General features: G+C 72.0%; 10 protein-coding genes. 4 read left to right on the forward strand and 6 right to left on the reverse strand.

The window, feature by feature from the left end; all coding sequences use genetic code 11:
- Window positions 1-11: 11 nt before the first annotated feature.
- The 4 genes from ABZ567_RS12255 to ABZ567_RS12270 form a co-directional block, all read right to left on the reverse strand.
- Window positions 12-950, reverse strand: a complete 939-nt coding sequence (locus tag ABZ567_RS12255) for a sugar ABC transporter permease (protein ID WP_360787470.1) — start codon at window positions 948-950, stop codon at window positions 12-14.
- 136 nt (window positions 951-1,086) lie between these two features.
- The gene (gene araD, locus ABZ567_RS12260; protein WP_360787473.1) at window positions 1,087-2,880 is read right to left on the reverse strand and encodes an L-arabinonate dehydratase; all 1,794 of its coding nucleotides are present in this window, start codon (window positions 2,878-2,880) and stop codon (window positions 1,087-1,089) included.
- Window positions 2,877-3,785 carry a dihydrodipicolinate synthase family protein gene (locus ABZ567_RS12265; protein WP_360787476.1) on the reverse strand — a complete coding sequence of 303 codons (909 nt, stop codon included), beginning with the start codon at window positions 3,783-3,785 and terminating at the stop codon, window positions 2,877-2,879. The genes araD and ABZ567_RS12265 overlap by 4 nt, the downstream gene beginning before the upstream one ends.
- Window positions 3,786-3,799: 14 nt before the next feature.
- A complete protein-coding gene (locus tag ABZ567_RS12270; RefSeq protein WP_360787479.1) occupies window positions 3,800-4,450 on the reverse strand; it encodes a GntR family transcriptional regulator in 651 nt (216 codons plus the stop codon).
- A gap of 671 nt (window positions 4,451-5,121) precedes the next feature.
- On the opposite strand from ABZ567_RS12270, the gene ABZ567_RS12275 reads away from it, so the two are divergent.
- From ABZ567_RS12275 to ABZ567_RS12290, 4 genes are read left to right on the forward strand one after another with little or no spacing between them, the layout of a single operon-like run.
- The gene (locus ABZ567_RS12275) at window positions 5,122-6,825 is read left to right on the forward strand and encodes a Tat pathway signal sequence domain protein (protein ID WP_360787482.1); all 1,704 of its coding nucleotides are present in this window, start codon (window positions 5,122-5,124) and stop codon (window positions 6,823-6,825) included.
- A gap of 2 nt (window positions 6,826-6,827) precedes the next feature.
- Entirely contained in the window at window positions 6,828-7,862 is a 1,035-nt protein-coding gene (locus ABZ567_RS12280) for an ABC transporter permease subunit (RefSeq protein ID WP_360787485.1), read from the forward strand.
- Window positions 7,859-8,776: a carbohydrate ABC transporter permease gene (locus tag ABZ567_RS12285; protein WP_360787488.1), complete on the forward strand. Its 918-nt coding sequence runs from the start codon at window positions 7,859-7,861 to the stop codon at window positions 8,774-8,776. Before ABZ567_RS12280 ends, ABZ567_RS12285 begins: the two co-directional genes overlap by 4 nt.
- Window positions 8,777-8,812: 36 nt before the next feature.
- Entirely contained in the window at window positions 8,813-11,095 is a 2,283-nt protein-coding gene (locus ABZ567_RS12290) for a glycoside hydrolase N-terminal domain-containing protein (RefSeq protein WP_360787491.1), read from the forward strand.
- A 129-nt stretch (window positions 11,096-11,224) separates the two neighbouring features.
- Here the strand turns inward: ABZ567_RS12290 and ABZ567_RS12295 are convergent, their stop codons facing one another.
- Complete coding sequence (locus ABZ567_RS12295; protein WP_360787494.1) at window positions 11,225-12,253, reverse strand: LacI family DNA-binding transcriptional regulator; 1,029 nt, start codon at window positions 12,251-12,253, stop codon at window positions 11,225-11,227.
- A gap of 608 nt (window positions 12,254-12,861) precedes the next feature.
- Window positions 12,862-14,451 (reverse strand): arabinogalactan endo-1,4-beta-galactosidase, encoded by a 1,590-nt coding sequence (locus ABZ567_RS12300; RefSeq protein ID WP_360787497.1) that lies wholly within the window; start codon window positions 14,449-14,451, stop codon window positions 12,862-12,864.
- Window positions 14,452-14,493 lie beyond the last annotated feature (42 nt).

Here is a 14,493-nt window from a genome sequence, read left to right on the forward strand (position 1 = left end):
GGATTCGGCAGTCACTTGCCGTCGCCTCCGAACTTGCTCAGGCGCAGATAGATCACGGAGCAGAAGAGAAGGATCACGAACGCCACCGTGGTGAGGGCGGACGCGTATCCGAAGTTGTGGGCCTCGACGCTGGTCTCGGCGATGTAGAGCGGCAGCGTGGTCGTCACGCCCGCGGGGCCGCCGCCGGTCAGCGTGTACAGCAGGTCGACGTTGTTGAACTCCCACACCGCGCGCAGCAGCGTGGACAGGACGATCGCGTCCCGGATGTGGGGCAGCGTGATGTGGACGAACTGGCGGACCCGGCCCGCCCCGTCGACCTCGGCCGCCTCGTACAGGTCCTTCGGTACGGACTGGAGGTCGGCCAGGATGAGGATGGCGAAGAAGGGCACCCCGCGCCAGAGGTCGGCGACGATCGCCGCGGGGAACACGGTGGCCGTGTCGGAGAGCCAGGACGTGCCGTACGTGCCGAGGCCCATGTCCGCCAGGTAACGGCTGATGCCGGTCTGCGAGTTGTAGAGCAGCACCCAGATCGCGGAGGTCAGCACACCCGAGACGGCCCACGGCGAGAAGACCAGGGCCCGGCCGAGGGCGCGGCCGACGAACGTCTGGTTCACGATGAGGGCGAGCGCCAGACCGAAGAGCAGCTGGAGCGTCACCTCGACGACGACCCATTTGAGGCTGAAGGTCAGCGTCCCCCAGAAGTGCGGGTCGTCCGTGAAGATCCGGGTGAAGTTCTCCAGGCCGGCGAAGCCGTTCCGCCAGGGCTTCGTCGGGTTGTAGTGCTGGAGGCTGTAGTAGAAGACGCTGAGCACCGGGTAGGCGATGAAGCCCAGCATCAGCAGTCCGGCGGGGGCGATCAGCAGGTACGGCAGGCGGCGGGGGGCCGCCCCCGTGCGGCGGCGTACCCGTGCCGTGACGGCTTGGGGCGGTGGGGTCACAGCTGAGGCCATGACGGCGGCTCCGTTCTCGGTGAAGCGCTTCGCGAACGACGTGCGAGATGTCGGACGGGGTGCGGGCAGGGTGGAGACAGGGGGCCGGCCGGGGCGCGTGGCGCGGCTGCGGCCGGTCGGGTGTACGGGTGGGGTCTCAGCCCGCGTACGGATCGGGGGTGGCGCCCGGCCGCGCCAGGAACTCGAAGTCGCAGCCGGTGTCGGCCTGCGAGATCTGCTCCATGTAGAGCGCGCCGTATCCGCGTTCGTAACGGGGCGGCGGCGGGGTCCACGCCGCCCTGCGACTCTCCAGCTCCTCGTCCGGGACGTGCAGGTGGAGGGAGCGCGCCGCGACGTCGAGGGTGATCGTGTCGCCCGTGCGGACCAGGGCGAGGGGCCCGCCCACATACGACTCGGGCGCCACGTGCAGCACGCACGCCCCGTAGCTCGTCCCGCTCATCCGCGCGTCGGAGATCCGCACCATGTCCCGCACCCCCTGCTCCAGGAGGTACCGGGGGATGGGCAGCATGCCGTACTCCGGCATCCCCGGCCCGCCCTTGGGACCCGCGCCCCGCAGCACGAGCACGTGGTCGGCCGTGATGCCGAGCGCCGGATCGTCGATCGTCCGCTGCATCGAGCGGTAGTCGTCGAAGACGATCGCCGGACCGGTGTGCGCGAGCAACCGCGGCTCGGCCGCGATGTGCTTGATGACCGCGCCGTCGGGGCACAGGTTGCCGCGCAGCACCGCCACCCCGCCCTCGGCCGCCAGCGGCCTCGACCGGACCCGGATCACCTCGTCGTCATGGACGAGGGCCCCCTGCAGCTGCTCCCGCAGCGTGGGGTGGGAGACGGTGGGCCGGTCCAGGTGCAGGACGTCGGTCAGCCGGGAGAGGAAACCCGTCATCCCGCCGGCGAAGTGGAAGTCCTCCATCAGGTACCGGCCGCCGGGCCGCAGGTTCGCGAGCACCGGGACCGTCCGCGCGATCCGGTCGAAGTCGTCGAGCGTCAGCTTCACCCCCGAGCGCCCCGCCATCGCGATCAGATGGATGACCGCGTTGGTGGAGCCGCCGAGCGCGAGCACCGCGGCGACCGCGTCCTCGTAGGCCTCCGCCGTCAGGAGCCGCGAAAGACGCAGGTCCTGCCGTACGAGTTCCACGATCCGCAGCCCCGACGCCGCAGCCATCCGGTCGTGCCCCGAGTCCACCGCCGGCACCGACGAGGCGCCCGGCACGGTCACGCCCAGGGTCTCGGCGGCGGCCGTCAGCGTGGACGCCGTGCCCATCGTCATGCAGTGCCCGGGGGAGCGGGCGAGACCGTTCTCCAGCTCCGCCATCTCGCAGTCCCCGATGAGACCGGCCCGCTTCTCGTCCCAGTACTTCCACATGTCCGTACCGGAGCCGAGGGTCTCCCCCCGCCAGTGCCCCGGCAGCATCGGCCCGGCCGGCACGAACACGGTCGGCAGGTCGACCGAGGCCGCGCCCATCAGGAGCGCCGGGGTCGTCTTGTCGCAGCCGCCCATCAGCACCGCCCCGTCCACCGGGTACGAGCGGAGCAGCTCCTCGGTCTCGAGGGCGAGCAGATTGCGGTAGAGCATCGGCGTCGGCTTCTGGAAGGTCTCCGAAAGGGTGGAGACCGGGAACTCGAGCGGAAAGCCGCCCGCCTGCCACACCCCCCGCTTCACGGCCTGGGCGCGGTCGCGCAGATGGACGTGGCACGGGTTGATGTCGGACCAGGTGTTGAGGATCGCGATCACCGGCTTCCCGAGGTGCTCCTCGGGCAGATAACCGAGCTGCCGGGTGCGGGCGCGGTGGCTGAACGACCGCAGTCCGTCCGTGCCGTACCACTGATGGCTCCGGAGCTGCTCGGGCCGCAACCCTCCCGTGGACGCCTGCCCGGCCGACTGCGGCGCGGCGGGCCGCTGCTCCGTACGCCGGGTCCCGTCGCCGCTCATGCCGACCAGCCGGCGGCTATCGCGGCGACCTCGGCCCGCTCGGTCTCCGGGAGTTCCCGGCTCGGCGGGCGGACGGAACGGCGGCAGAGCCCGAGGGAGGCGAGGGCCTCCTTGACCACGGTCACGTTGTCGGCGCTGCCGTTCGCCGCGCGCAGCTCCTCGAAGCGACGGATCCGCTCCCACACCTTCATGGCGGCCGTGTAGTCGCCCGCCCGCAGGGCGCCCAGCATCTCCAGGGAGACCGCGGGGGAGACGTTGACCAGGCCGGAGGTGAAGCCGGTGGCGCCGCTCGCGAAGTAGGCGGGGGCGTACGGCTCGGCGAGGCCCGCCACCCACACGAACCGGTCGAGGCCCGCGTCCCGGGCGAAGCCGGCGAACCGGGCCGCGTCGGGGACCGCGTACTTCACCCCGATGACGTTGGGGCAGGCGGCGCCGAGCTCGGCGAGCCGGGCCCCGCTCAGGAGCGGGTTGCGGATGTAGGGGACGACACCGAGCTCCGGGACGGCCTCGGCGATGGCCCGGTGGTAGTCGACCCAGCCGCTCTCGGAGACGTACGGGTGGACCGGCTGGTGGACCATCACCATCCCGGCACCGGTGGCCCGTGCGTGCCGCGCCGCCTCCACCGCCGTCGGTACGTCATGGCCGATGCCCACCAGGATCACGGCGCGGTCGCCGGCCTCCTCCACGGTCACCTCGGTGAGGAAGCGGCGCTCCTCGGGGGTGAGGGCGTAGAACTCCCCGGTGTTGCCGTTCGGGGTGAGGGTGCGGACCCCGCCGTCGAGCAGCCGGCGCAGCAGCGCCCGGTGTGTGACGGTGTCCACGGAGCCGTCCTCGGCGAACGGGGTGACCGGGATGGCCACGACGTCGGCGAGGGCGGTCCTGAGGGTCTCGAAATCGATGCTCACGTGCTGCTGCCCGCTCATTCGCTGTCCAGGGGGGAGTGGGGGAAGGCGCGCTCGACGAACGACGCGATGTGGGCGTGCACGGCTCGGCCGGCCCCGTCGACGTCACCCGCGACGGCGAGCCGCAGGATCGCCTCGTGCTCCGCCGCCTCGCGCTCCCAGGAGGGGACGGCGGCCCAGGCGACCGTGGAGACGAGCGCGGCCTGGTCACGGACCTCGTCGAGCATGCGGCCGAGCAGCGGGTTGCCGCAGGGCAGGTAGAGCGCGCGGTGGAAGTCCCGGTTGGCCAGGGACCGTTCGGCCGGGTCCTCGGCACCGGCGGCCCGTCGCAGGGCTTCGTGGGCCGTGTCGAGCGGGGCCCCGGAGGCGACGGCGCGGCGGACCGCCTCGGGCTCTAGGAGCAGCCGTACGTCGTATACGGCGCGGGCCATGTCCGCGTCGACCATCCGGACCGTGACGCCCTTGTACTGGCTCATCACCACGAGTCCGCTGCCCGCGAGGGTCTTGAGCGCCTCGCGGACCGGGGTCTTCGACACCCCGAAACGGGCAGCGAGTTCGGTCTCCACGAGCGCCTGGCCGGGTCTGAGTCCCCCGGTGAGGATGTCGTGCTTGATCGCTTCGAGGACGTACTGGGTGCGGGAGGGGATGGGACTGGGGGCGAAGGACATGGCGCGCTCTCAGATCTCATGTATCGCGTCTCATATATGACGTACGAAGTGCAACGGGCATGAAGCTAGGGGGACGTGGGTGTTTCGTCAATGCTTCGCGCAAGCGTTTTCTACGGCCCCGGCCTGCGGCCCTCCCTCCACCGACCGTCGGCGGCGGCCTCAGGGTCGGGGGTCATGACGAACCCACGGGCGGTACGAGGACCGGAGCAGCGCAAGGTGCTCGTCGTGGCGGCACTGTCCGTCGCCCTCGCCGGCGCGCGTTCGGACCCGTCTCGCGGATCCATGGATTTCGGGTCGACGGCAACCTCCACGCCCTCGGCGGCGACAGAGACGTAGCCATCCGTCCACGGGTCCACGGTCGCGAAGGAGGTGTCCGCCCCCCCAGGACCACGTCGGCTCCTGACCGACAGTCGATTCGAAGCGCTTCGACGGTCATCTCCCGCGTGTCCCGCCACACTTGGCTCTGGAAGTGCGGTGAGTTTCTGCGGAACGACCCTTGCCGCGCCCGTGACGTTCACTTAACCTCGCAGCAATGTCGAAGCGCTTCGACTCCCTCGTCGAAGGCGCCCGGGATCCGCCCTGCCCCGCCCCGCACCACCTCCACCACCGCAGCCGGCCGGCACCTCCACGGTCGCCGTTAGTCCTGGCGCGTGCCATGAAGGGTTGACGCAATGACGCCGAACGCCGTCTCCACGGGCTCCCGGAGAGCCGTCCCGAGCCGCAGGGGCTTCCTCGCTTCCACCGCCGTCGCCGCCGCGGCGGTGGCCGGCGGCGCACCGCTGCTCACGGCCTGCGGAGGCGGCGGAACGGACAACGGGAAGAAGGACGGCACCACCACCGGCAAGGACGCGGCGAAGCTCCTCCCCGCCTTCGTCCCCAGCGCCGTCGTGGCCCCCGACATCGCGTCGAAGAACGGCTCGGCGGCCGGTTTCACCCGCGCCGTCCCGAGCGCCGAGCTCAAGGCCTCCGTCGCCGTGAAGCGGGGCAAGGGCGGCGCCGTCACCATCATGGCGCCCTTCTGGGGACCCCCGCCCGCCCCCGACAACCCGTACTACACGGCCATGAACGAGGCCATCGGCGTCCGGGCGGCCTGGCAGAACCAGGACGGCAACGTCTACGACCAGAAGCTCGGCGCCGTCCTCGCGTCCAGTGAGATCCCCGACGTGGTCGTCGTCCCCAGCTGGAACCTCGGAGGCAAGATCCCCAGCGCCGTCGACGCCAAGTTCGAGGACCTGGGCCCGTACCTCTCCGGCGACAAGGTCAAGGCCTACCCCAACCTCGCGGCGATCCCCACCGACGCCTGGCAGCGCTCCCTCTTCGGCGGCAAACTCCGCGGCCTGCCCATGCCGGCCTCCTACGTCACCAACATCGCGCCCTTCTACCGCAAGGACCTCTTCGACGCGAAGGGCTGGCAACTCCCCAGGAGCGCTGCGGAGTTCCTCGCGCTCGCCAAGGAGATCACCAGCGCCAGGGCGAAGGTGTGGGCCTGTGGGGACATGACCTGGACCGCGTACAACATGTTCGGTGTGCTGCCCGGCAGCGACAAGGCGCTCGGCTGGCACCTGGTCGACGGCAAGCTGGTCAACCGCATCGAGACCCCCGAGTACCTCGAAGCCCTGGAGTGGACCCGCAAGCTCTACGACGCCGGAGTCGTCCACCCCGACGAGAAGGCCCAGAACCAGGGCGACACCGGCAACCGCTTCACGGCCGGCCAGTGTCTGATCTACAACAACGACCTCTCGCACTGGTATGCCAAGTCCGCCGAACAGGCCGCGCAGAACCGGTCGTTCGCCATGGCCGCGATGGACATCCCGGGCCACGCGGGCGGCCTCCCGAAGCTGTGGGCCACCAACCCCGCCAACATCTGGGCCTTCGTCAGGAAGGGCAGCTCCAAGGCGGTGATCGAGGACGTCCTCGCCATGGCCGACTTCACCGCCGCCCCCTACGGCACCAAGGAGCGGATGCTCACCGACTACGGGGTCGAGGGCGTCCACCACACCGTCAAGGACGGCCTGCCGGTCAAGACCGACAAGGGCAACCAGGAGGTCAGCAGCTCCTGGATGTTCGTCGCCAGCCCCGCCCCCTACATCGCCCACCCCGACACCCCCGACGTCACCCGGGCCATGATCGAGTGGCAGCAGCGCATGGGCGCCGTCACCTCCAAGTCCTCCTTCTACGGCATGACGGTCACCGAACCGTCCCGGTGGACCGGCCTCATGAACGACTTCGAGCAGCTGGAGAAGGACATCGTCCGCGGCCGCAAGAAGGTCTCCGACATGCAGCAGGCCGTCTCCGAGTGGAAGACGAAGGGCGGCGACCAGCTGCGCGACTGGTACCGGAAGCTCCTCGACACCAACGGCTCCGCGGCGAGCTGACCGTGAGCACGCTCGACACCCCGAGGCCGGAGCCGGCAGGGCGGGCCGCCGCGGGCCCGCCCCCGCGCGGCGACCGCCGCCGAGACCGGCGCCGGAGCCGTACGGACGGGCGCGTCCCGCTCGGCCGGCGGCTCCGGCGCGACCGGACCCTCCTCCTCATGACCGCCCCCGCCCTCGCGCTCGTCCTGGTCTTCCACTACGTGCCGATCCTCGGGAACGTGGTCGCCTTCCAGGACTACGACCCGTACGTCTCCACCAACGGCGTCACGGCCATGCTGGAGAGCCCCTGGGTCGGACTCGCCCAGTTCGAACGGGTCTTCGCCGACCCCGGGTTCTGGCACGCCGTCGAGAACACCCTCGTCCTGTTCCTCCTCCAGCTGCTGCTCTTCTTCCCGGTGCCCATCGCGCTCGCCCTGCTGGTCAACAGCGTCCTGCGGCCCCGGGTCAGGGCGATCGTCCAGGCCGTCCTGTACCTGCCGCACTTCTTCTCCTGGGTCCTCGTCATCACGGTCTTCCAGCAGATCCTGGGCGGGGCGGGGATCATCGCGCAGACCCTCCGGCAGCACGGCCACGAGGGTTTCGACCTGATGACCGACCCGGCCGTCTTCAAGTTCCTCGTCACCGCCGAGGGCATCTGGAAGGACGCGGGCTGGGGCGTCATCGTCTTCCTCGCCGCACTCGCCGCCGTCAACCAGGACCTGTACGAGGCCGCCGCCATGGACGGCGCGAACCGGTGGCGCCGCATGTGGCACGTCACCCTGCCCGCGCTGCGGCCCGTCATCGCGCTGCTGCTCGTCCTGCGCGTGGGCGACGCCCTGACCGTCGGCTTCGAACAGCTGCTGCTCCAGCGCGACGCCGTAGGGCCGGGGGCGGCCGAAGTCCTCGACACCTTCGTGTGGTGGACCGGTCTGCGCAGCCAGGACTTCAGCTACGCGGCCGCGGCCGGACTGGTCAAGGGAGTCGTCGGTCTCGTGCTCGTCCTCTCGGCGAACAAGGCGGCCCACCTCATGGGCGAGCAGGGGGTGTACCGGAAGTGACCCGGAGTCCCAGGTCCCGGTGGGCGGCGCCCGCCCGACCCGTGTGGGAGGAGCCGCCCGGAGGGGCCGGACTCGCGGCCAAGGGCGCGGTCCTCGTCCTCGCCTGCCTCGCGGTCCTGTTCCCCCTGTGGATCGTGGTGGTCACCAGCCTCTCCTCCAAGAAGACGATCACGGAGACCGGCGGTCTTGTGGTCGTCCCCAGGGACATCACCTTCATCGCCTACCAGGAACTCCTCAGCGGCGGACAGGTCACCCGCGCCGCCGTCGTCAGCGTCCTCGTCACCCTGACGGGCACGCTCTTCTCCATGACCGTGTCGATCCTCTGCGCGTACGGACTCTCCCGGCCCGGCTCGCTCGGCCACCGCTTCCTGCTGCTGACCCTCATGGCCACCATGTTCTTCGGCGCCGGCCTCATCCCCACCTATCTCCTGGTGCAGACCCTCGGTCTGACCGACACCTACCTCGCGCTGATCCTCCCGAGCGCCGTCAGCGTCTTCAACATCCTCGTGCTGCGCGGCTTCTTCATGGGCGTCTCGCCCGAACTCGTCGACAGCGCCCGCATCGACGGCGCGGGAGACCTGCGGATCCTCTGGCAGATCGTGATGCCGTTGTCCCGGGCGGTCATCGCCGTCATCACCCTCTTCTACGCGGTCGGCTACTGGAGCGCCTGGTTCAACGCCTCCATCTACCTCAGCGACCAGAACATGATGCCGCTGCAGAACGTCCTCATCCAGCTCGTCCAGAAGCAGGAGATCCCCGTCGGTCTCGGCCAGGCCGTCAAGGCGGGAGACCTCTCCGGGCTCGCGGTCCAGATGGCCGTCATGGTCCTCGCCCTGCTCCCCGTCGCCGTCCTCTCGCCCTTCGTCCAGAAGCACTTCAAGAAGGGCATGCTCACCGGCGCAGTGAAGGGCTGAGCCCACCCGAAGTCCCCCTCGCCCACGGAGAGCCGGATGCCGAGCCCCCATGACGTGACCCCGCCGTCCCGCACGTACGCGACCGCTGCCGTACACGGCGGCGGGGGACCATCCGTCGTGCACGGCACCTGGGAACCCGCGCCCGCCTCCCGCTGGGAGGACGCCTTCCTCACCGGGAACGGCCGCCACGGCGCGCTGGTCCACGGCGACCCCGAGGACGACCGGGTGATCGTCACCCACCACACCCTCGTACGGCCGAACAACCCGCCCGCCGCCACCGCGCCGCCCCGGCTCGCCGCCGCGCTCCCCGCCCTCCAGGACGCCCTGCTCGCGGGGGACCCGACAGCGGCCGAAACGTTCACGGACGGGCGGCCGCTGCGCTGGGTGCGGCCCTTCCACCCCGGGTTCCTGACCCGGGTCCGGCGCCCGCCCGACACCCCCGCCCTCCCCGTACGCCGCTCCGTGGACTTCACCACCGGGGTCGTCTCCTGCCTCCGCGGGGAGCGGCGGAGCGAGGTCTTCGTCTCCCGCGCCGACGACGTCCTCGTCCAGTACGTCACCTCGCCCGGGCCCGTCGTCGAAATCGAGCTCGACCACCGGCTGCCCGGCGTCCCCGCCGACCTGGAGGCGGGGCGCGGCGTCGCCACCGCCCGCGGGGAGTCCGTCCTCACCCTGCGGGCACGCTACCCCGGCAGCACACTCGGCTACACCGGCCTCACCCTCCTGCTCACCGACACCGGACGCACCACCGTCACGGCCTCCGGCATCCGCGTCGAGGGCGCCGGACGCATGCTGCTCCTCACCCGGGTACGAAGCCACGCCGGGGACCTCGACACGACCGGAGAGACGGAAGCCCTGCGCGTGCTGGCCGGTGGAGGCGCGCCCGTCGACCCCGAGGCGCTCCACGCCCGGCTGCTCGCCCGCCACACCGCCCTGCACGGCACCGCCTACCGGCGTGTCACCCTCGACCTCGGCGCGGACGAGGCCGACCGGGCCCTGCCGGGCTCGGCCCTCCTCCGCCGCCCCGACAGCACCGCCCTCCTGGAACGCCTCTTCGCCGCGGGCCGCTACCACCTGCTCTCCTCCTCCGGTACGCACCCGCCCCGGCTCACGGGCCTCTGGACGGGGGAGTGGGAGACGGCCTGGTCCGGGGCGTTCACCACCGACGCCAACCTCAACCTCCAGACCGCGTCCGCCGTCGCCGCCGACCTCCCCGAGGTGACGGAGGCCCATGCGGCCCTGCTCCACCGGCAGGTGGAGGACTGGCGGGACAACGCCCGCGCGATCTTCGGCACCCGCGGCATCGTCGCCCCCTCCCACACCGACGGCATCTCGGGGCACTCGTACCACTTCAGCCGCGAATACCCCCTCCACCTGTGGACGGCGGGCACCGACTGGCTCCTCAAACCGCTCCTCGACGACGAGGAGGCAAACGGACGACGGGACCCCAGGACGTCACTCCTCCTGCGCGAACTCGCCCTCTTCTACGAGGACTTCCTCACCCGCTCCGGCCCCGACGGGCGGATCGCCGTCGTCCCCTCCTATTCCCCGGAGAACCGGCCGCGCGGATGGAGCGGGGGCGCGGCGGTGAACGCCACCATGGACATCGCCGCCGCCCGGCACGCCCTGCGCGCCGCCGCCGACCGGGCGTCGGCCCCGGACGCCACCCGTCTGCGGGCGCTCGCCGCCCGGCTCCCGGAGTACCGGGTCAACGACGACGGAGCGCTCGCCGAATGGGCCTGGGCCGGACTCGACGACCGCTACGACCACCGGCACCTCAGCCACCTCTACCCCGTCTGGCCGCTGGACGAGATCACCCCGTACGACACCCCAGCCCTCGCCGGGGCCGCCCTGCGCGCCCTCGCACTCCGGGGCCCCGAGAACGACTCGGCCCACGGACACCTCCACCACGGCCTGGTCGCCGCCCGGTTGGGGGACGCGGGCCGTACGGGCGCCGCACTCGCGCGCGTGCTCACCGGCGACTACTTCCACGACTCCCTGATGAGCGCGCACTACCCGGCCCGTGACGTCTACAACGCGGACGCCGCGCACGCCCTGCCCGCGCTCCTCATCGAGGCCCTCGTCCAGTCCACGCCCGGGCGGCTCGTCCTGCTGCCCGCGCCGCCGGACCGGTGCCCGCGCGGCCGACTGACGGGCGTACGGACCCGGTTCGGCGCCCGCCTGGACCTCACGTGGTCACCAGGGGCGTACCGGGCGGTCCTCCACCCGGACCGGGACGCGGAGATCGACCTCAGGACCCCGTGGGGGACGAGCCGCCTGGTCCTGCGCGCGGGCGAGGAGCGGACCGTCGACTCCTGAGGACGCGACCCGTGGGGTGTGGGGCCGGCGTCTCGTGCGGGGTGCGGGGTGCGGGGTGCGGGACCCCGTCTCGCGGGGGGTGAGGTGCGCGCGTCCCCCCTTCCCGCGCGGGGCGTTCGGCGCGGGCCGTCAGTCCCCGCCGGCGCGCGGTGCCGGGCCCGAGCTGGCCCGTACCGTCAGTTCGGGCGTCAGGAGTTCGACCCCGACGGCGTCCTCGGCCTCCGGCCGGGTCAGGCACCCGACGAGCCGCTCCACCGCCCTGCGGCCCAGCTCCTGCGCCGGGATCGGCACCGAGCTCACCGCCACCGAGGCCTGGGCGGCGATCTGGTCGGCGCACACCGCGACCACCGACACGTCCTCCGGTACGGCCCTGCCCGTCCGCCGCAGCAGCGCGAGCAGCGGCTCGACCGCCGTCTCGTTCTGCACGACGAAGGCACTGGTCGCCGGCCGCTCGTCGAGGATCCGGGCGAGCACCGCCGCCACGGCGTCATGACCGCCCTCGCACGGCCGGTGGAGCAGGCGGATCCCGAGTCCGGCCGCCCGGTCGCGCAGCCCGCGCAGGGTCCGCTCGGCGAAGCCCGTGTGCCGCGCGTAGACCCCGGGGGACTCGCCGATCACGGCGATCTCCCGATGTCCGAGACCGGCCAGATGCTCCACGCACAGCGCCCCGGCCGCCGCGAAGTCCAGATCGACGCAGTTGAGTCCCGCGGGATCCGCGGGCATGCCGACGAGGACGGCCGGCGGACCCTCCGCGCGCAGGACCGGCAGCCGCTCGTCGTCGAGTTGCACGTCCATGAGGATCACCGCCTCGGCGAGCCCGCTGCCGGTGACCCGGCGCAGTGCCGACGGGCCCTCCTCCCCGGTGAGGAGCAGGACGTCGTAGCCGTGGGCGCGGGCGGCGGTGGCGACGGCGACCGCGATCTCCAGCATCACCGGCACGTACATGTCGGTGCGCAGCGGCACCATGAGCGCGATGATCCGGGACCGGCTGCTGGCGAGCGCGCGGGCCCCGGCGTGGGGCTGGTAGCCGAGCCGGTCGATACTGTCCCGCACCCGCTGCCGGGTGTCGTCCGAGATGGGCCGCTTGCCGCTGAGGACATAGCTCACGGTGCTGGCCGACACCCCGGCGTGCCGGGCGACCTCGGCAAGCGTGACCATCCGTTCTCCTCGGGGGCCGTGACTGAGGTGAATCGCTTCGACGAAGACCTGCGGCGCTGTCGGACGATCACGGGCGGACGATCACCTCGGCAGCTCAGCGAGACCGTAACGCGGCGGGGTTGACGTGTCCAGAGATCGAGCTCAGGAAGATCGAAGCGCTTCGATGCCGAGGAATCCCTGACGGGGTCGCGGACCCGGGGGCGCGGACCGGGGACGCGGACCGCGGGCGGCGCGGACCGAGCGCGCGAACCGGGGACCGCCCAGGCCCCGGACGCTCCCCTCAGGCCTCCGTGGCTGCGGACCCGGCGCGCCGGCCGTCCCGCCGCTCCCGGGGCCGGCGCATCCGGCTGACCGGGCCCTCGGACCTCCTCGACCACCCGGTCGACCCCTCGGTCTTCCGGTACGAGGACGGGCACGTGGCCCCGCCCACCGGACCGGGCCTCGGCATCGAGGTCGACGCGAAGGCGGTCGGGCGGGCGGCCGGGATCGGGCACCGCCGGAGCAACCCGGCCTGGCGCCGGGACGACGGCTCGCCGGCCGAGTGGCAGCCGGGGGAGCAGGAAGGGGCGGGCTCGCGAACGAGCCCGCCCCTTCCTCCTGGTGTGCGGTCAGCGGCGGGCGAACCGGCCCGCCGCCGGCAGCAGCCTGCTGTCGTAGTCGAACAGGGCCTGGTTCTCCCAGCCGTTGCCGGAGGAGGGGTCGGCCGGGTCCCAGCCGTTGCCGGTGACGGCGGTCCAGGCCGGCTCCCAGTAGACGACTCCGAGGCCACGGCCGTTCGGGACGGCCTCGACGACGTTCATGACGTCCCGCAGCCAGGCTGACTGCCCGGCCGGGGTCGCCGGATAGCCGGGGACCAGCTCCGACGGCAGGTCGATGATGTTCTCGTGCGTGTCCTCGCTGTCAAGGCGGAACGGGTACGCGGTCTCCACGACGAGGACCTTCTTGCCGTAACGGGCCGAGATGTCGTCGAGGTTGCTCTGGAGCGAGGACAGGGCACCGTGCCAGTAGCCGTAGAAGGACAGCCCGATCACGTCGTAGTTCACGCCCCGCGCCTTCGCGTTGTCGAACCACGTCCGGTACAGGGCGTTGTCACCGCCGTGCGCGAGGTGCAGGGCGATCTGCGTGCCGGAGGAGACCGCCTTGGCGGCCGAGATCCCGGAGTCGAGCAGCCCCGCGAGTTGTGACCAGTTGCTCGTCGAACCCTCGGGCCACAGCATGCCGGTGTTGATCTCGTTGCCGATCTGCACCATGTCGGCCGTGGTGCCCTGTGCCTTCAGGGCGTTGAGGACGTCGTACGTGTGCTGGTACACGTCGGTCCTCAGCTGTGCGTACGAGTGGCCCTGCCAGGCGGCGGGCTTGGTCTGGGCGCCCGGGTCGGCCCAGATGTCGGAGTAGTGGAAGTCGACGAGCAGCTTCATGCCCTGGGCCTTGACGCGCTGGGCGGCGGCGAGGACGCGGGCCTTGTCGTTGTAGCCGTCGGCGGGGTTCACCCACACCTTGAGACGTCCGTAGTTCGCGCCCGCGTTCCGCAGGATCGCGACCGGGTCGCCCACGGCGCCCGCGCTCGTCCGGTAGACGCCGCCCAGGTCCTGGCTCTTCTTGAGCGTGGACAGGTCGACGCCCTTCACGGCGAGCCCGGTCGACCCCGGGGCGAAGGTGAGATCGTCGACGTTGAGCCAATGCCCCGCCCCGGCGTCCGAGTTGATGCTGACCGTGCAGGCGCCGCCGATCACCTCGACGGAGGTGACGAGCCGTATCCAGGCACCGTTCGAGGTCACCGGAAGATCGGTGCGCCGCTCGGCGGAGCCGCAGCCGCGCAGGGCCAGGTAGGCCGCGTTCTGGCCGCCGCCCGAGCGCACCCAGGCGCTCAGCGTGTACGTGCCGTCGGTGAGCCCGGAGAGGTACTGGTACGTCTCCACCTTGTACGCGGACGCCGACCAGTGGCTGAGGCGGTGCCCGCCGCCGCGGCCCCCGGCCTCGGTGAACGAGGCCGCGTGCTGTCCGGCGGCCGAGTAGGTGGACCAGCCGGCCGGGGTGGCGGTCCCGGTGGCGCCGGCCTCGAACCCGGCGTTAATGAGGGTGGCTGCGGCATCGGCCCGCGGGGCAGCGGGCAGCGGCGCCAGGAGGAGGGCGCCGAGCGCGGCGGCGACGGCCGAGGCGCGCAGCCGGAAGCGGTTTCTGAGGGGGGCGGGGTGCATGGTCGAGTCCATTCGACGGTGGCGGACGGGAGGTGTCGTGCG

Source organism: Streptomyces sp. NPDC016459 (assembly GCF_040632845.1).
GTDB lineage: Bacteria > Actinomycetota > Actinomycetes > Streptomycetales > Streptomycetaceae > Streptomyces.